Here is a 16,149-nt window from a genome sequence, read left to right as displayed (position 1 = left end):
TGATGGAGCCCCCCCGCAAACGACTGTGCTCCTCCGCGGTGCCCGCCGCGGACGTCTCTCATCGTGAGGTTTTTATGTTCAAGTTCCAGGCCAAGTCGCTTGCGACGAAGCTCATCGCGGTCACCGGCGGCACCATCGCCCTGGTGATGCTCGCCTCCAACACCGTACTCATCGGCCAGACGCAGAGCCGCGTCGCCGCTCTCGTCTATTCCGAAGCCGATACCGAGGCGAAGGCGATCGCCGCCGACATCGCGACCGATATCGGCCAGCTCGCCAGCGCCGCGCGCTCCATGGCGGGCGTGATCGAACAGGGTCATGCGGGCGGGCACTTCGACCGCAAGGAAGTCGTGGATATCATCAAGGCGAACGCGGAAAAGAACAGCTTCGCGCTCGGCAGCTGGTTTGCCGAGGAGCCGAACGCCTTCGACGGCAAGTCGCGCGAGACGGCCGAACAGCTGGAAACCGGCACGTTCAAGGACGGCTCGTTCAACCCGTACTGGACGAAGCGCAAGGATGGCTCCATCGCGCTCTCCACCTTCGAATCCGACTACAAGGCCGAATGGTATTCGCTGGCCGCCGGCAGCGGCAAGGGCGCCATGAGCCAGCCCTACAAGGAAAGCTCGACCGGCGAAGGCTTCACCATGGCCTCCATCGCCTTTCCGGTCGCCCCGGGCGGCAGGCTGATCGGCGTCACCGGCGTCGACGTTTCCCTGAAGACGCTGAACGAGAAGCTCAGCCAGCTGAAGCCCTTCGGCGAAGGCCGCGTCATGCTGCTGTCGCAAACCGGCAAGTGGATCGTTGCGCCGAACGCAGATCTCCTGATGACGGACTATGACGGCGGCGGCGCCGACATCATCAAGGAGGCGCTTGCGACGGGCAAGACCGGCCGTATCGAAAACCTCTCCTTCGACGAGCTCGCCGCCTTCGACCGCGTCGTCTACCCCTTCGCGCTGCCGGACATCAACACGACCTGGGTCGTGCTGGTCGACGTGCCGCGCGCCGCGATCAACGCACCGGTCGACGACCAGACCCGCATGATGATCCTCGGCGGCCTGATCGTTCTCGGCGCCGTTCTCGCCGGCCTCTACTTCGCCGTGCGCTTCTTCGTGCAAAAGCCGCTCGCCGGCCTCGTTTCCGGCGTCGCGACGCTCAGCAGCGGCGTCTATACCCAGCCGATCGCCGGCCAGGAGCGGTCGGACGAGACCGGCTCGGTCGCCAAGGCGCTGGAAGGGTTCCGCCACCAGCTCGCCGACACCAAGCGCCTCGAAACCGAGGCCGACAACCAGCGCCAGCTGACCGAGGCCGAGCGCAACCGCTCGGAAGCCGAGCGCGCCGAATCGAGCGCCCTCCAGCGCGACATCGTCGCCCGCCTCGGCGACGGCCTTGCCCAGCTTTCCTCGGGCAACCTGACCTTCCGTCTCTCCGGCGATTTCCCGGGCGAATACGGCAAGCTCAAGAACGACTTCAACTCGGCGATCGCCAGCCTCGAGGAGACGATCCAGACGGTCAATGCCTCGGTCGGCAATATCGGCGGCGGCACGGGCGAGATATCCAAGGGCGCGGCCGATCTCTCGCACCGCACCGAACAGCAGGCGGCAAGCCTGGAAGAGACGGCGGCCGCCCTCGACCAGCTCACCTCGCAGGTCAATTCCAGCGCGGAAAACGCCCGCGTCGCCGCCAAGTCGGTGGAAACGGCCAGCGACGACGCCAGCAAGTCCGGCGAGGTCGTGCAGAAGGCGATCGGCGCCATGCACGGCATCGAGCACTCCTCGCGGGAAATCTCCAACATCATCGGCGTGATCGACGACATCGCCTTCCAGACGAACCTGCTGGCATTGAATGCCGGTGTCGAGGCCGCCCGTGCAGGTGAAGCCGGCAAAGGTTTTGCCGTCGTCGCCCAGGAGGTGCGAGAGCTTGCCCAGCGCTCGGCCAATGCCGCCAAGGAGATCAAGACGCTGATCAACACCTCCGAGGTACAGGTCCGCGAGGGCGTCGATCTCGTCGGCAAGGCCGGCAGCGCGCTGGAGAACATCGCAGAGCAGGTCATCCAGATCAACGGCCTCATCCGCCAGATCTCCTCATCCGCCTCCGAACAGGCCGTCGGCCTCAAGGAGATCAACGCGGCCGTCAACCAGATGGACCAGGTGACGCAGCAGAACGCCGCGATGGTGGAGGAGACCACCGCCGCCTCCATGGCGCTGAACGACGAGGCCCAGACGCTGAAGTCGCTCGTCGCCCGCTTCCGCGCCGGAAACACCGCCGTGGCCTCTGCCCAGCCCGTGCAGCAGGCGACCCGCCACGACGTCCAGCCGCAGCGCGCCGCCTACCAGGCGCCGCGCGCCGCGGCCCGCGCCATGCCGCAGGTCGCCGGCAACACGGCGCTGGCGCAGGACGACTGGGAAGAGTTCTGAGACGGACCGAATGACGAAAAAGGCCGGTGGAGACACCGGCCTTTTTGTTTCGGGGAGGAACGGATTGCAGGCGGATGACGGGGACAGCCGTGCCGGCAAGGGCTATGTCCGCTCCGTCGGCTTTGCCTGGAGCCGGCCGCGGGAGCGCGAACGGCTGGCGCTGGCGAGGCGCTGCGAAGCCTCCTTCAGTTCCAGGTCGGAAAACAGGCTCCGGTATTCGGGCCGCAGCATCAGCGCCTCCATGGAAAGCTCGGCCTTGCCCGCGTCGAGCAGCCGTTCCAGCCCGGTCGTGCCGGGCTTGAAGACGAGTTCCTTCGCCGCCGCCACGCCGCCGTTGAGCAGCACGAAGCGGCGCAGGAGGACCGGGCGGAAGCCGAGCGCCGCGAAGCGGTCGTAAAGGCCCATCATCTCCGTGTGGAAACGACCTTCGGCGCCCGGCCCGGCGCTGCGGGGGCCACGCATCAGAGACGGCCGACGCGCTCGGCGAGAAGAGCGAAGAAGCCGTCGGCATCGACGTCCTTCATCACCCGCGCATTGTGCTTGCGGCCAGTGACCTGCCACCAGTCGACCACCGTCATGCCTGTCGTGAGCGGCGAGGCGGTCTCGATCTCCACATTGCAGTCGCGGCCGGAGAACAACTCCGGCTTCAGGAGATAGGCGATGACCGTCGGATCGTGCAGCGGGCCGCCGTCGGAGCCGTATTTTTCGACGTCGAAACGCTCGAAGAAATCAAGCATCTCGACGAGGGCCTTGGCGGGGCGGCTGCCGATCTCGCGCAGCCTGGCGACGCGGCTCTTCAGCGTCAGCACCTTGTGGGTGACGTCGAGCGGCATCATGACGATCGGGATGCCGGACCTGAAGACGGCGGCAGCCGCTTCCGGATCGACATAGATGTTGAATTCTGCAGCCGGCGTGATGTTGCCACCCTCGAAGAAGCCGCCGCCCATCATGACCAATTCGCGCACGCGGCCGGCGATGTCCGGCGCCTTCTCCAGCGCCGTCGCGATGTTCGTCAGCGGGCCGAGCGTGCAGAGCGTCACCGTGCCGGCCGGTTCGCGCCGCAGCGTCTCGATGATGAAATCCACGGCATGCCGGGCCTCCAGCGGCATCTGCGGCTCGTGCAGTTCCGGGCCGTCGAGGCCGGACTTGCCGTGCACATGCTCGGCGGTGACCAGCGGGCGGGCGATCGGCCTGTCGGCGCCGGCATAGACCTTCACGTCGGTGCGGGAGCAGAATTCCAGGATGATGCGGGCATTGCTGGAGGTGCGCGCCAGCGGCACGTTGCCGGCGACGGTGGTGATGCCGAGGATATCGAGTTCGGGGCTGCCGAGCGCCAGCATGATCGCGGCGGCATCGTCCTGGCCGGGATCCGTGTCGATGATGATTTTCCGTGGCTCAGACATGCCGTCTCCGTTTCCTCGCTGGTTCTGTTCTTGGCCCGCCTTACGCGGGCGAAGCGGCGACTATATTTGCGAAATCGCCATTCGCAAGCGTCTTGCGCCCTGCGCCGGCAATCCCCATATTGCAGCCATCGGGATGCCGAGGTCGGGTCCCGCCGAAGTCGCTTGAAAGCCAAGGACTAGACGCATGTCACGCATGACCCCTTTCACGAGCCCGCTGCTTCTGGGCTTCGATGCCATGGAAAAGACCCTTGAGCGCATCGCCAAGGGCAATGATGGCTATCCCCCATACAATATCGAGCGGCTGCGGCCGAACGGCGAGACAGGCGCACCGGAACGGCTGCGTATCACCCTTGCCGTCGCGGGTTTTTCCGAAGACGAGCTCGATGTGACGACGGAGGAAAACCAGCTCGTCATCCGCGGCCGCCAGGTCGACAGCGGCGAGCGGGACTATCTCTACCGCGGCATTGCGGCCCGCCAGTTCCAGCGCACCTTCGTGCTTGCCGACGGCATGCGCGTTTTGGGAGCGGAGCTGAAGAACGGCCTGCTCGCGGTCGATCTCGTGCGGCCCGAGCCTGTGCGAATGGTAAAGAAAATTAACATTTCCGTATCAGACTAGATCATGAGCCGTTCCTGCGGGAACACCCGCCGGAACGTTTCAAGCGTAACCTGATCGCCTGACGTACCGATGGGCCATGGTGGCCATGGACGTCCGGTGGCCGGCCCTGCCATGGAGGCAAAGATGGGACTGAAGACTGTAACCCCCACCGTTTCGAAGGCGGATCTTGCGCATCTCGGCGCCGGCGAAGTCGGCTACATCCGGAAGATGAAGGCCGACGAAGTCTCGCGCGTCTTCCCGGAAGCGCCGGAAATCGACCCGAGCCTGGATCTGTGGGCCCTGTTCGGCGCCGACGGCACGCCGATCCTCCTGACGGACAACCGTTCGAGCACCTTCTACAAGGCGGCCGAGGACGACCTGCGCACCGTCAGCCTGCACTGATGCCGGAAAAGCCTTCCGTCAGAGACGGCGGAAGGTGAGATAGGCCGACTTGCGGCCCTCGCGCTTGGCCTTGCCCTCGTAGCGCGTGCCCGGCCAGCCGGCAAACGGCGTCAGCCAGTCGACCGCGTTTTCGGCGGTCCACACGAAAGCGGGATGAGACCCGCAGTGCATCAGCGTCCAGTTGACATAGGTGTCGATGTCGGACGCGAAGCAGAAGAGTCCGCCGGGCTTCAGCACCCGGGCAAAGCGGTCGAGATTGACCTTCGAGACGAACCGCCTCTTCCAGTGCTTCTTCTTCGGCCACGGATCCGGATAGAGCAGGTCGATCTGATCGATCGAGGCCGCCGGAAGCCAATCCAGCAGCGCCGTCGCATCGTCGTCATAGAGCCGGATATTCTTCGCGCCCGTTTCCTCCACGCTGCCGATCAGCTTCGCCATCGAATTGACGAAGGGTTCGACGCCGATGAAGGCGGTATCGGGCGCTTCCTGCGCACGATGAATGAGGTGCTCCCCGCCGCCGAAGCCGATTTCGAGGCGTGTCCGGGCCGGCGAGAAATCATAGAGCGCCGCAATGTCCGCCGGCGCCGGGGCCGAAAGATCGACCTTCAGCACCGGCAGCACGGTCTGAAGATGCTGCGCCTGCCGCTCCCTGAGCGGTTTTCCCTTGCGGCGACCGAAGAAGGCCTCGCTCGCGCGGCTGCGGCGCTCTGCATCCGTCATGTCGGCCTCAGTTCTTCAACGCTTCCTTGAGGGCCTTGACGAGGTCGAGGCGCTCCCAGGAGAACGAGCCGTCGCGGCCGGCCTTGCGGCCGAAATGACCGTAGGCGGCGGTCTTGGCGTAGATCGGCTTGTTGAGGTCGAGGTGGCGGCGGATGCCCGACGGCGACAGGTCCATGACCTTGCGGACCGCGGCCTCGACGGCGTCTTCGCTCACCTTGCCCGTGCCGTGCAGGTCGACATAGACCGAGAGCGGCTGGGCGACGCCGATGGCGTAGGAAAGCTGGATCGTGCAGCGGTCCGCAAGGCCGGCGGCGACGACGTTCTTGGCGAGGTAGCGCGCGGCATAGGCGGCCGACCGGTCTACCTTAGTCGTGTCCTTGCCGGAGAAGGCGCCGCCGCCATGCGGGGCCGCGCCGCCATAGGTGTCGACGATGATCTTGCGGCCGGTGAGGCCGGCATCGCCGTCCGGGCCGCCGATGACGAACTTGCCGGTCGGGTTGATGTACCAGGAGCAATCGTCGGCAATCTTCAGGCCGTTCAGCGCCTCGCGGATATAGGGTTCCACGACCTCGCGGACCTTCTTGGAATCCCAGCTGTCATCGAGATGCTGCGTGGACAGCACGATGGAGGCGACATCGGCCGGCTTGCCGTCGACATAGCGCACGGTCACCTGGCTCTTGGCGTCCGGACCGAGCTTGCCGGCATCGCCCTCGCCCTTCTTGCGAGCTTCGGCGAGAAGCTGGAGGATGCGGTGCGAATAGTAGAGCGGCGCCGGCATCAGCTCGGTGGTTTCGCGGCAGGCGTAGCCGAACATGATGCCCTGGTCGCCGGCGCCCTCGTCGCCCTGCTTGTCGGCGGCGTTGTCGACGCCCTGGGCGATGTCGGCGGACTGGGAATGCAGCAGCACGTCGATCTTCGCCGTCTTCCAGTTGAAGCCGTCCTGCTCGTAGCCGATGTCGCGGATCGCCTTGCGGGCGGCCGACTTGAACTTGGAGGGGTTGATGACGTCGTTGCCGTCCTTGTCCTTCTTCAGCAGGCTCGGCGGCAGGCGCACTTCACCGGCGATCACCACGCGGTTGGTCGTCGCAAGCGTCTCGCAGGCAATACGGACCGACCACGGATCGACCTTCGACTTCACGGCTTCGCGGTAGACCAGATCGACGATTTCGTCGGAGATGCGGTCGCACACCTTGTCCGGATGACCCTCGGCGACGGACTCGCTGGTGAAGAGATAGCTGCTGCGCATGCGGGAATTCCCCTCAAAGAAATGGACTTCGACGTTGTTATTCAGTTCGCGGAGGAAAAACAAGCGCAGAAGGACATAAGAATATGTTTATGTCCCGGCTTTCCGGGTGTTTTGCCGCAGTCGTCGCGGGCGCGACACAAGCGCGCGCAAATGAAAAGCGGCCCCGTAGGACCGCCTTTTTCTTCCAGATCTCACGCGGAGATCACTCGAGTTCGGCCTCGGCGGCAAGCGCCTTGACGAGGTCCACGAGCTTGCGGCGGACCTTGGGATCGCCGATCTTGACGAAGGCCCGGTTGAGTTGGAGCCCTTCGGAGGAGGACAGGAAGTCGACCACGTAGTTGGAGCTCGACGCTTCGGCAAAGCCCGCCTGGGCGTCCGCCTGTTCACCCGGCGCATCCTCGAAGAAGAAGGAGACGGGCACGTTGAGAATGCTCGAAATGTTCTGCAGGCGGCTGGCGCCGACGCGGTTCGTGCCCTTCTCGTATTTCTGGATCTGCTGGAAGGTGATGCCGAGGCTTTCGCCCAGCTTCTCCTGACTCATGCCGAGCATGGTCCTGCGAAGCCGGATCCGGCTACCGACGTGAATATCAATCGGATTCGGCTTCTTCTTGTTTTCCATCATCAATGTGTCCTAACGCGCAGAAATGGCCCCACCCTGCCGGCAGCCTTAACGAAAACTTAACGCCACGTTGTATGCGCAAACCCTGAAGGTCACCACAATACAGGAGAACCGCCGGCGGCGTGCACTATGCTATTTTAGGGGTTTTTGGTCAATTCGTCCTGTTTCTAAAACCAATGCTAGAAATGCCCGCCATTGCGAAGAGAACGCCGAGAACAATCAGAAACGACCAATTCTGCTGCTTTGCCCGGTCTGCAGCCGCAAATCTTCCCGGGATAGTTGCATCGACAAAACCCGGGACATCATGGGCAAGGCCTTCCACCACCCTGCCCTTCGCATCGACCACGGCGGAAATACCGTTGTTGGCGGCGCGAATCAGTGGCAGGCCGCGTTCGACGGCGCGCAGCCTTGCCTGCTGGAAATGCTGGTAGGGGCCGGGCGTCCTGCCGAACCAGGCATCGTTGGTGACATTCAGCAGAGCAGCGGCCGTTTCCGCCGATCCGTTGATCTCGGAGGGGAAGATCGCCTCGTAGCAAACCAGCGGATAGAGACCCTTGCCAAGCGCATTCAGGAGCTGGTGCTCGCGGGCGGCGGAAAAGCCGCCCGGCATGGCGACGGCATCCACGCCGAGGCTTTCGAAAATATCGGCAAAGGGCATGTACTCGCCGAAGGGAACGAGATGCACCTTGTCGGCCGCGCCGGTGATCTGACCGCGGCCGTCGATGGCATAGATGGAGTTGTAGTAGCGCGGCGCCTTGCCGGAACCGGCGCTTTCGGTGCGCACGGCGCCGGCGATCAGCGCCTGGTCGTCCTCCAGCACGGCCGCGATGCGCACCAGCGCATCCGGATTGTCGGTGACGATGAAGGGGATGGAGGTCTCCGGCCAGACGATGATGTCGGGCCTCCTGCCGCCCGCCGCCGGACTTGCGGCGCTCAGCGCCAGATGCTGCTCGAAGATCTCGGCGCGGGCGCCGTCGTCGAGCTTTAGCGCCTGGTCGATCACCGGCTGGACGAGGCGGATGACGGTCGCCTCGTCTTCCGGCGCCGGCACGATGTTCAGGGCATAGTAGCCGTAACCGAGCTGGGCCGCGAAGAGCAGGACGGCGAGCGAAAGGCCGGGGCCCCGGCCGCGTCGCGTGCCGATCAATGCCGGCGCGGCGAAAACGAAGACGGCAAGCGCATTCATGCCGGCAATGCCGACGACGCCGGCCGCTTGCATGAGCAGCGGCACGGGCATCGCGCCGTAGCCGACGGCATTCCAGGGAAAGCCGGTGAAGAGCGTGCCGCGCAGCCATTCGCCAATGCCGAAGGCGAAGGCGAGCGCGGCGATGCGGCCCATGCCGTCCGACCAGAGGAGGCGGGCGAGCGCGGCCGCAAGACCATAGTAGAAAGCAAGGAAGGCCGGCAGGCCGAAGACGGCAAGCGGCAGCGCCCAGGCAAAGGCATCCGCCTCGACGAGCAGCGCATTGCCGAGCCACCACAGCCCGCCGACGAAGTAGCCGAAGCCGAAAAACCAGCCGATGCGGAAGGCAGGCGCCAGACGCCGCAGGAAACCGGCCTCCGGCGCGGCGCTGGCGCCGTCGAGCAACCAGACGAGCACGGTAAAGGAGACGAACAGCGCTGCGAAGAAACCGAAGGGCGGCAGTGCCAGCACCCCGATCAGGCCCGCAAGAAATGCCAAAAGCGCCCGTCTCGTCCCAGACAGGAGCATGACCCTGCCCGCAAGCCGCTCCATGCCGTCCCCTTCATGTCCCCGAATCAGCCGCGCCAGTCTTCCAAAAAACCAGCGCCTTGTCCCGCGTCACGGCGGCACAAGGCGCAGATCATTTTTCAAGGGGGCCGTCCGCCTATTCGGCGTTCGCCCCGTCGTTCTGCTGTTCCGGCAGTTTCGGCCGGTCGCCGGCAAGGGGCAGGCCCTCGCCCTCCGGCTTGCGCTCGCGGCGGCGAACGGAGCCGGCGCGCTTGCGCGTGACGCGCACCCGCTTGACGCGGCGCGGATCGGCGTCGAGAACGTGGAACTCGAAGCCCGGCACCGCCTGCACCACCTCGCCCCGCACCGGGATGCGGCCGAGCGAGGCGAAGATCAGGCCGCCGAGCGTATCGGCGTCTTCGAGCTGCTCGCGAATGTCGAAATCCGGGCCGATGGCTTCCGCCAGCTCCTCCAGCTCGACGCGGGCGTCGGCGATGAAGACATCGTCGCTGACGCGCTGGATCATGGCCTCCTCGTCGTCGTGCTCGTCCTCGATGTCGCCGACGACCATCTCGACGATGTCCTCCAGCGAGGCAAGACCGTCCGTACCGCCATATTCGTCGATGACGAGGGCCATCTGCGTGCGGTCGGCCTGCATGCGCGCCATCAGGTCGGCGGCGAGCATGGAGGGCGGCACGAAGAGAACCTGGCGGATGATGCCGGCTTCGGCGACGGTCTTCGACAGATCGACACGGCCGAGGTCGAATTCGGCCTTCGGCGTGCGGGTCGGCTTCTCGCCATTGGCGGGAGCCGGTTTTGCACCGGTGCGGCGCTTGTTGCGTGCCTGCTTGGTGACATAGGCGAGCAGGTCGCGGATATGAACCATGCCGCGCGGATCATCGAGGCTCTCATTGTAGACCGGCATGCGCGAGCGGCCGGAATCCTCGAAGATCACCATCAGCTCGGCGATCGTGATGTCCTGGTCGACGGCCTCGATATCGGCGCGCGGCACCATGACGTCCTCGACCCGCACCTCGCGGAAGCGAAGAATGTTGTGCAGCATCGCCCGCTCTTCGGGCAGGAAGGTCGGCTCGCCGCCGCTCTCTTCCGTCATCAGGGCGTCGGCGAGGTCCTTGCGCAGGCTGGAGGCACCCGTCATGCGCCAAAGCCGTGCGGCGCGGGACCAGAAGGATGTCCGGCCCCCGCTTTCCTGCTTCGGCGCGCTGCTACTACTGCCCGCCTCGTCCTGACTTGAGGCGTCCGCCTCACTCTTTTCCGTTTCTACGGACTGGTTTCTAAAGTCGCTCATTGGTCCAAACTATTCATCGGGGTCATCCCCGTACGGGTCAGATAGGCCAAGCTCGGCAAGAATGCGAGTCTCCAGCCCCTCCATTTTTTCCGCTTCCTCGTCGTCCATGTGATCATAGCCGAAGAGATGCAGAAATCCATGCACCAGCAGGTGCGTGAGATGATCGTCGAAAGACTTGCCGAGATCCGCCGCCTCGCGGGCCAGCGTTTCCTCGGCAAAAATGATATCGCCGAGCATCGGCCCCGGCATTTTTCCGGGCGTCAGCGGAAAGGCCGGGAAGGACAGGACATTGGTCGGCTTGTCCTGGCTGCGCCATTGCGCGTTGATGCCGCGGATCTCCCCGTCGCTGGTGAAGACGAGGGAGACCTCCGGGGCGCCCGTCTTCGGGAAGGGCTGCCTTTCCTCCCGCCGGAGGAAACCTGCGGCCGCGCCGAGCGCACGTTCGCTGATCTCGCGCAGGCGCTCTTCCGAAGGCCATGCGCCGTCTTCGACGGAAATCTGGATATCGAGTTCGCTCATCAGAATTTTGAGCCGCCTCAGCGGTCCATCTGCTCGCTTTCGTCCTGCACCGCTGTCTGGGCTTCATAGGCCCGGACGATGCGGGCGACCATGGGGTGGCGCACGACATCGGCGTCCTTGAAGCGGACAACCGAAACGCCCTCGACGCCCTTGAGGATCTGCAGCGCTTCGACAAGGCCCGACTTGACGCCACGCGGCAGGTCGACCTGGCTCGGATCGCCCGTGACGATCATGCGGCCGTTCTCACCCAGACGCGTCAGGAACATCTTCATCTGCATGGAGGTCGTGTTCTGCGCCTCGTCGAGGATGACCGCGGCGTTGGCGAGCGTGCGGCCGCGCATGAAGGCGAGCGGCGCGATCTCGATGACGCCGGCGGTGATGGCGCGTTCGACCTTGTCGCCCGGCATCATGTCGTAGAGCGCGTCATAGAGCGGACGCAGATACGGATCGACCTTCTCCTTCATGTCGCCGGGCAGGAAGCCGAGACGCTCGCCGGCCTCGACGGCCGGACGCGACAGGATGATGCGGTCGACCGCGCCGCGCTCCAGGAGCTGGGCGGCATGGGCGACGGCGAGATAGGTCTTGCCCGTGCCGGCCGGGCCGACGCCGAAGACGAGCTCGGACCGCTCCAGCGCGCGGATATAGGTATCCTGCATCGGGGTGCGGGCAACGATGGTCTTCTTGCGGGTGGAGATCTGCGACATGGTGAGCTTGGCCTTGCGCTCCATCGTCGGCAGGGAAAGCTGGTCGTCCGCGGCGATCGCCATGCGGATCGCGCCCTCCACGTCGGAAAGCTCGATCGAGCCTCCCTTCTGAAGCCGGTCGTAAAGGTAATCGAGGGCGTGGCGGGCCTGGTTGGTCGCCACCACGTCGCCGGAAATGGAGATGGAATTGCCCCGCGCACGCGCATCGATGCCGAGACGCTGCTCCAGCAGCTTCAGGTTCTGATCGAACTGGCCGAACAGCTCGCTTGCGTATCGATTGTTCTCGAAGGTCAGCACGAAGTGATTGGCGTCGGTCTCTTTTTTCGACTGGCGCGGCGATGACGTCGTCAATTCGTGTCCGTTCAAGCGGTCAGGCTCCTTGCGATCCGCCCGTCAACCGATCGCTTGCGCGAAAAGGCTGTTGGGCCCGGTATCGGTGATTCGTACCCGGATAATGTCACCGATTTCAGACGCTTTTGCATCAACATTCACAGGCTGCAGCCAAGGCGAGCGGCCGACGAGCTGGCCGGGCATGCGGCCGGGCTTCTCCAGGAGCAGGTCGATCTCCTTGCCGACGCAGCCGCGGGCGAATTCGCGCTGCTGCTGAAACAGCAAAGCCTGCAATCTTTCAAGGCGTTCCGACTTCACGTCTTCCGCGACATGGCCGTCCATCTCCGCGCCGGGCGTGCCCGGGCGTATGGAATACTTGAAGGAAAATGCCTGTGCATAACCGACCGTCTCGATGAGGCGCATCGTGTCCTCGAAGTCCCGGTCGCTCTCGCCGGGGAAGCCGACGATGAAATCGCCCGAGATCGCCAGTTCCGGCTGGACCGCGCGGATGCGCTCGATGAGGGCGATATACTCGGCCGCCGTGTGGCGCCGGTTCATCGCTTTCAGGATGCGATCGGAGCCCGACTGGACCGGCAGGTGCAGATAGGGCATCAGCGCCGGCAGGTCGCGATGGGCTTCGATCAGGCGGTCGTCCATGTCGCGCGGGTGGCTGGTCGTATAACGCAGGCGCGCGAGGCCCTTGATACCGGCGAGCCGGTAGAGGAGGTCGCCAAGGCCCCATTCGCGGCCGTCCGGACCGAGGCCGTGCCAGGCGTTGACGTTCTGGCCGAGCAGGGTGATCTCGCGCACGCCGCCTTCGACAAGGCGCTCGGCCTCCGAGACGATCTGCGAAACCGGGCGCGAGACTTCCGAACCGCGCGTATAGGGCACCACGCAGAAGGTGCAGAACTTGTCGCAGCCTTCCTGCACCGTCAGGAAGGCGGTGACGCCGCGGGCCCGGGTCTTCGCCTTTTCCGGCGCGGGAAGATGCTCGAACTTGTCCTCGATGGCATAGTCGGTCTCGACGACGCGCTCGCCGCCCTTGGCGCGGCGCAGCGCGTCCGGCAGGCGGTGATAGGTCTGCGGGCCGACCACCAGGTCGACTGCCGGCGCGCGGCGCAGGATTTCTCTACCCTCGGCCTGGGCGACGCAGCCGGTGACGCCGATCACCATTTCGCGGCCGTCCTTGGCGCGCGCCTTCTTCATCTCGCGCAGGCGGCCGAGCTCGGAATAGACCTTTTCCGCCGCCTTCTCGCGGATATGACAGGTGTTGAGAAGAACGAGGTCGGCTTCCTCCAGGACGTCCGTCGCCTGGTAGCCGTCCTTCGACAGCGCATCCGTCATGCGGTCGCTGTCATAGACGTTCATCTGACAGCCGTAGGTCTTCACGAAGACCTTGCGGGTGTTCGGACGCGCGTTCGGCGTGGCGCCGGCTTCGGGCGGAAGGAGGGATTGTTCGCTCATGGCCGCTTCCATAGTGGAAAAGCCCCGGAAAATGAAGCCCTGTCACGTTCCCCGGACTATCGGCCGCGCAAGCGCGCGCCCAGCATGGCGCGAATGCGTGCCTCGACCGTGCGGCTGACCTGCTTGCGGTTGCTGCTGCGGGAATAGTCCACCCGCTCGCCGAAATCGACATCGACATCCACCGCCCCCTCGCGCGCGACGCCGAGGAGATGCGGCAGGAGCTCGATATCGCCCGGCCAGGCGGCGAGCGGTCGATGGAAGCGCCCCATGGCCATGCCGTGCACGCCGGTATAGGCGATCGAGACCGGCTGGATATGCACGACACCGCCCGGCGCGTGCGGCACCGCGGAGGCGGCCGCGCCGAAGAGCGAGGTCTTGATCTCCAGCAGGCGGTTGCCGTCCGAAGTCGTGCCCTCCGGGAAGAGCACGACGATCTCGCCGGCCGTCAGCCGCCGCGCGATCTCGTCGACCTGGTCGCCGGTCTTCCGGCGCTGGTCGCGTTCCACGAAGATCGTCGCCTGGAGGCGGGCGAGGATGCCGAAGACCGGCCAGCCGCGCACCTCGGATTTGGCGATGTAGACCACATCGGCCACCGAGCCGAGCACCAGGATGTCCTTCCAGGAGACATGGTTGGAGGCAAGCAGCAACGGCCGTTTCGCCTCCAGCGTGCCATGCACCCGCACCCGGAGGCCGAGCACCCAGCAGGCGACACGGTGCCAGAGGCGCGGCAGACGGCGGCGGACTTTCAGGTTGAAGCGCAGGCCGACGAGCTGGACGGGCAGCAAGACGGCCGTCACCGCGCTAAGCACGAGGAAAGCGACGGCAAGACGCAGCCAGACGATCAAAGGGGCACCGGTCGCTGGGAGAAAACCGGCCTTGATGAAAGGTGGCTTCCCCCCTCTGCCCGGCAGGGCATCTCCCCCTCAAGGGGGGAGATTGGATGGGGAATCGTCTCCCCCCTCTCCAGCGGTGCTGATTGAACGAGGTTTTCGCGTCTTGTCGATCTCCCCCCTTGAGGGGGGGATGCCCGGCAGGGCAGAGGGGGGTGCCGCGGTACCGGATGCAGCAGCCTGAAGCGAACGGTCATGGGCCGCCTCACTCGCCCTCCTTGAGCGGAATGCCGTAGAGTTCGAGGCGGTGGTCGACCAGCTTGAAGCCGTGCTCGCGCGCGATGCGCTCCTGCAGGGCCTCGATCTCGGGCGAGTGGAACTCGATGACCTCGCCGCTCTTCAGGTCGATCAGGTGGTCGTGGTGCTCGTCCGGCACGGTCTCGTAGCGCGAGCGGCCGTCGCGGAAATCGTGGCGCTCGATGATGCCGGCATCCTCGAAGAGCTTGACCGTGCGGTAGACGGTGGAGATGGAAATGCGCGAATCGACGGCCGACGAGCGGCGATAGAGCTCCTCCACGTCCGGGTGATCGGCCGAGGCCTCCAGCACGCGCGCGATCACGCGGCGCTGCTCGGTCATGCGCATGCCGCGCTCGACACAAAGCTCTTCCAGCGATTTCTCGACATCCGACATGCGATCCAGCCCTCTTCCGTTCAGCCTCCCGATAGGGGACTAACGAAGATCGCGCCGCAAGACAAGCGCCGTGGACCTGTGGCCGTCGGCGGCGACATAATAGGCCTTGCGCTCGCCGACCTTCACAAAGCCGAGCTTGGCATAGAGCCCGCGAGCAGCGACATTGCCCTCGTCGACCTCCAGGAAAATGTCTTCGGCGCCGCGCATCTTGGCCTCGCGCAGTGCCGCCTGCATCAGCCGCCAGCCGAGGCCCGCGCGAGAAAACCGCTCGTCGACGCCGATCGTCAGGATCTCCGCCTCCCCGGCCGTGGCCCGGGCCAGCACGAAGCCGCCGGCCGTGCGGCCGTGCGCGCCCTCCCGCAGCGCAAGGAAGCCGTAGACCGGCTCCTGCAGCAGCAGCGAATGGAACTCGCCGTCGTTCCACGGCTGGGGGAAACGCGCGCGATGCAGGGCCGCCGCAATGCCGGCATCGGCGGTTTCCAGCGGGAAGATGTCGAAGGCCGGCTTGCGGGTGAAATAGTCGGTCAGGGACATGCCGTCATGCCCTCTTGATCGCGAAACCCGCCTGCGGCTTGGCATCGGGACCGCGCAGATAGAGCGGCTTGGGCGGATGGTCCGCCGGGTCGAGGCGGGCACCGAGGCGCGCGACGGTGGCGATGGAAACGCCGTCGCCGCCCTGCGGCGCGCCATCACGCAGGAGCGCGGCCGCCGAGCCGGCGATCGCCCCGTCATGCCCCGCCGCGAGCGTTCGCGCCGCGTCCAGGGCAGCGATCGCGGGCGCCGACAGCGCGCTGCCATCGGCGGCGAAGCGCTGCCAGTAGACCTCGTCCCGCTTGGCATCCATCGCGACCAGCAGCGGTGTGGCGGCCCGGCGGTCCGCGGCCAGAGCCGACAAAGTGGAGACACCGACGGCCGGAATGCCGAGCGCCAGCGCAAGGCCACGCGCCGCCGCGACGCCGACGCGGATGCCGGTGAAGGAGCCGGGGCCGATGGTGACGGCGATCCGATCGATATCCTTGAGCGTGAGGCCGGCGGCATCGAACGCCGCATCGACGAATTCCATCAGCCGCTCGGCATGGCCACGGCCGATATCGGCGCCGGCGGCGCCGAGAATCCTGTCCTCGTCGGGGTCATAGAGCGCCGCATGGCAACCCGTGCCGGCCGTATCGATCGCAAGCACGATCATGCCGGGCACCGGGGCATTGCGGGGCAGGCC

17 protein-coding genes are annotated in these 16,149 nt (G+C 65.6%); 3 read left to right on the top strand and 14 right to left on the bottom strand.

What is annotated here, in order from left to right:
* Positions 1-74 precede the first annotated feature (74 nt).
* A complete protein-coding gene (locus tag AABQ55_RS04525; RefSeq protein ID WP_272804244.1) occupies positions 75-2,411 on the top strand; it encodes a methyl-accepting chemotaxis protein in 2,337 nt (778 codons plus the stop codon).
* Between the two features lie 102 nt (positions 2,412-2,513).
* On the opposite strand, the gene AABQ55_RS04520 is transcribed toward AABQ55_RS04525, so the two are convergent.
* Both AABQ55_RS04520 and AABQ55_RS04515 read right to left on the bottom strand, forming a co-directional pair.
* Positions 2,514-2,873 (bottom strand): hypothetical protein, encoded by a 360-nt coding sequence (locus tag AABQ55_RS04520; protein ID WP_272804243.1) that lies wholly within the window; start codon positions 2,871-2,873, stop codon positions 2,514-2,516.
* Complete coding sequence (locus tag AABQ55_RS04515) at positions 2,873-3,814, bottom strand: nucleoside hydrolase (RefSeq protein WP_272804242.1); 942 nt, start codon at positions 3,812-3,814, stop codon at positions 2,873-2,875. The genes AABQ55_RS04520 and AABQ55_RS04515 overlap by 1 nt, the downstream gene beginning before the upstream one ends.
* Positions 3,815-3,998: 184 nt before the next feature.
* Between AABQ55_RS04515 and AABQ55_RS04510 the strand changes: the two genes are divergently transcribed.
* Both AABQ55_RS04510 and AABQ55_RS04505 read left to right on the top strand, forming a co-directional pair.
* The gene (locus AABQ55_RS04510; protein ID WP_272804241.1) at positions 3,999-4,430 is read left to right on the top strand and encodes an Hsp20 family protein; all 432 of its coding nucleotides are present in this window, start codon (positions 3,999-4,001) and stop codon (positions 4,428-4,430) included.
* Positions 4,431-4,553: 123 nt separating this feature from the next.
* The gene (locus AABQ55_RS04505) at positions 4,554-4,811 is read left to right on the top strand and encodes a DUF1150 family protein (RefSeq protein WP_064332367.1); all 258 of its coding nucleotides are present in this window, start codon (positions 4,554-4,556) and stop codon (positions 4,809-4,811) included.
* A gap of 18 nt (positions 4,812-4,829) precedes the next feature.
* Here AABQ55_RS04505 and trmB read toward each other — a convergent pair whose 3' ends face one another.
* The 12 genes from trmB to tsaB all read right to left on the bottom strand — a co-directional run bounded on the left by trmB (position 4,830) and on the right by tsaB (position 16,119).
* Positions 4,830-5,531: a tRNA (guanosine(46)-N7)-methyltransferase TrmB gene (gene trmB, locus AABQ55_RS04500; protein ID WP_272804240.1), complete on the bottom strand. Its 702-nt coding sequence runs from the start codon at positions 5,529-5,531 to the stop codon at positions 4,830-4,832.
* Positions 5,532-5,538: 7 nt separating this feature from the next.
* Positions 5,539-6,777: a methionine adenosyltransferase gene (gene metK, locus AABQ55_RS04495; RefSeq protein WP_272804239.1), complete on the bottom strand. Its 1,239-nt coding sequence runs from the start codon at positions 6,775-6,777 to the stop codon at positions 5,539-5,541.
* A 202-nt stretch (positions 6,778-6,979) separates the two neighbouring features.
* Positions 6,980-7,399 (bottom strand): helix-turn-helix domain-containing protein, encoded by a 420-nt coding sequence (locus tag AABQ55_RS04490; protein WP_064328645.1) that lies wholly within the window; start codon positions 7,397-7,399, stop codon positions 6,980-6,982.
* 148 nt (positions 7,400-7,547) lie between these two features.
* A complete protein-coding gene (lnt, locus tag AABQ55_RS04485) occupies positions 7,548-9,131 on the bottom strand; it encodes an apolipoprotein N-acyltransferase (protein WP_272804238.1) in 1,584 nt (527 codons plus the stop codon).
* Between the two features lie 112 nt (positions 9,132-9,243).
* Entirely contained in the window at positions 9,244-10,395 is a 1,152-nt protein-coding gene (locus tag AABQ55_RS04480; protein ID WP_272804237.1) for a hemolysin family protein, read from the bottom strand.
* A gap of 9 nt (positions 10,396-10,404) precedes the next feature.
* A complete protein-coding gene (gene ybeY, locus AABQ55_RS04475) occupies positions 10,405-10,914 on the bottom strand; it encodes an rRNA maturation RNase YbeY (RefSeq protein WP_244767262.1) in 510 nt (169 codons plus the stop codon).
* A gap of 17 nt (positions 10,915-10,931) precedes the next feature.
* Positions 10,932-11,984 (bottom strand): PhoH family protein, encoded by a 1,053-nt coding sequence (locus AABQ55_RS04470; RefSeq protein WP_244767261.1) that lies wholly within the window; start codon positions 11,982-11,984, stop codon positions 10,932-10,934.
* A gap of 27 nt (positions 11,985-12,011) precedes the next feature.
* Positions 12,012-13,412, bottom strand: a complete 1,401-nt coding sequence (gene miaB / locus AABQ55_RS04465; protein ID WP_272804236.1) for a tRNA (N6-isopentenyl adenosine(37)-C2)-methylthiotransferase MiaB — start codon at positions 13,410-13,412, stop codon at positions 12,012-12,014.
* Between the two features lie 56 nt (positions 13,413-13,468).
* Positions 13,469-14,257 (bottom strand): lysophospholipid acyltransferase family protein, encoded by a 789-nt coding sequence (locus AABQ55_RS04460; RefSeq protein WP_272804235.1) that lies wholly within the window; start codon positions 14,255-14,257, stop codon positions 13,469-13,471.
* A gap of 250 nt (positions 14,258-14,507) precedes the next feature.
* The gene (locus tag AABQ55_RS04455) at positions 14,508-14,933 is read right to left on the bottom strand and encodes a Fur family transcriptional regulator (RefSeq protein ID WP_244767258.1); all 426 of its coding nucleotides are present in this window, start codon (positions 14,931-14,933) and stop codon (positions 14,508-14,510) included.
* Between the two features lie 39 nt (positions 14,934-14,972).
* On the bottom strand, positions 14,973-15,467 hold the full coding sequence (locus AABQ55_RS04450; protein WP_272804234.1) for a GNAT family N-acetyltransferase: 495 nt from the start codon (positions 15,465-15,467) through the stop codon (positions 14,973-14,975).
* A 4-nt stretch (positions 15,468-15,471) separates the two neighbouring features.
* Positions 15,472-16,119 carry a tRNA (adenosine(37)-N6)-threonylcarbamoyltransferase complex dimerization subunit type 1 TsaB gene (tsaB, locus tag AABQ55_RS04445; protein ID WP_272804233.1) on the bottom strand — a complete coding sequence of 216 codons (648 nt, stop codon included), beginning with the start codon at positions 16,117-16,119 and terminating at the stop codon, positions 15,472-15,474.
* Between the last annotated feature and the right edge of the window lie 30 nt (positions 16,120-16,149).

The organism is Shinella sp. WSD5-1 (assembly GCF_963942435.1).
GTDB lineage: Bacteria > Pseudomonadota > Alphaproteobacteria > Rhizobiales > Rhizobiaceae > Shinella > Shinella yambaruensis.
Note: the sequence above shows the minus strand (reverse complement) of the source record. Positions and strands in the feature narration are given on the sequence as shown.

Coding starts and splice junctions, on each gene's coding strand:
- AABQ55_RS04525 (WP_272804244.1), top strand. CDS start 75: ATGTTCAAGTTCCAGGCCAAGTCGCTTGCGACGAAGCTCATCGCGGTC.
- AABQ55_RS04520 (WP_272804243.1), bottom strand. CDS start 2,873: ATGCGTGGCCCCCGCAGCGCCGGGCCGGGCGCCGAAGGTCGTTTCCAC.
- AABQ55_RS04515 (WP_272804242.1), bottom strand. CDS start 3,814: ATGTCTGAGCCACGGAAAATCATCATCGACACGGATCCCGGCCAGGAC.
- AABQ55_RS04510 (WP_272804241.1), top strand. CDS start 3,999: ATGTCACGCATGACCCCTTTCACGAGCCCGCTGCTTCTGGGCTTCGAT.
- AABQ55_RS04505 (WP_064332367.1), top strand. CDS start 4,554: ATGGGACTGAAGACTGTAACCCCCACCGTTTCGAAGGCGGATCTTGCG.
- trmB (WP_272804240.1), bottom strand. CDS start 5,531: ATGACGGATGCAGAGCGCCGCAGCCGCGCGAGCGAGGCCTTCTTCGGT.
- metK (WP_272804239.1), bottom strand. CDS start 6,777: ATGCGCAGCAGCTATCTCTTCACCAGCGAGTCCGTCGCCGAGGGTCAT.
- AABQ55_RS04490 (WP_064328645.1), bottom strand. CDS start 7,399: ATGATGGAAAACAAGAAGAAGCCGAATCCGATTGATATTCACGTCGGT.
- lnt (WP_272804238.1), bottom strand. CDS start 9,131: ATGGAGCGGCTTGCGGGCAGGGTCATGCTCCTGTCTGGGACGAGACGG.
- AABQ55_RS04480 (WP_272804237.1), bottom strand. CDS start 10,395: ATGAGCGACTTTAGAAACCAGTCCGTAGAAACGGAAAAGAGTGAGGCG.
- ybeY (WP_244767262.1), bottom strand. CDS start 10,914: ATGAGCGAACTCGATATCCAGATTTCCGTCGAAGACGGCGCATGGCCT.
- miaB (WP_272804236.1), bottom strand. CDS start 13,412: ATGAGCGAACAATCCCTCCTTCCGCCCGAAGCCGGCGCCACGCCGAAC.
- AABQ55_RS04455 (WP_244767258.1), bottom strand. CDS start 14,933: ATGTCGGATGTCGAGAAATCGCTGGAAGAGCTTTGTGTCGAGCGCGGC.
- AABQ55_RS04450 (WP_272804234.1), bottom strand. CDS start 15,467: ATGTCCCTGACCGACTATTTCACCCGCAAGCCGGCCTTCGACATCTTC.
- tsaB (WP_272804233.1), bottom strand. CDS start 16,119: ATGATCGTGCTTGCGATCGATACGGCCGGCACGGGTTGCCATGCGGCG.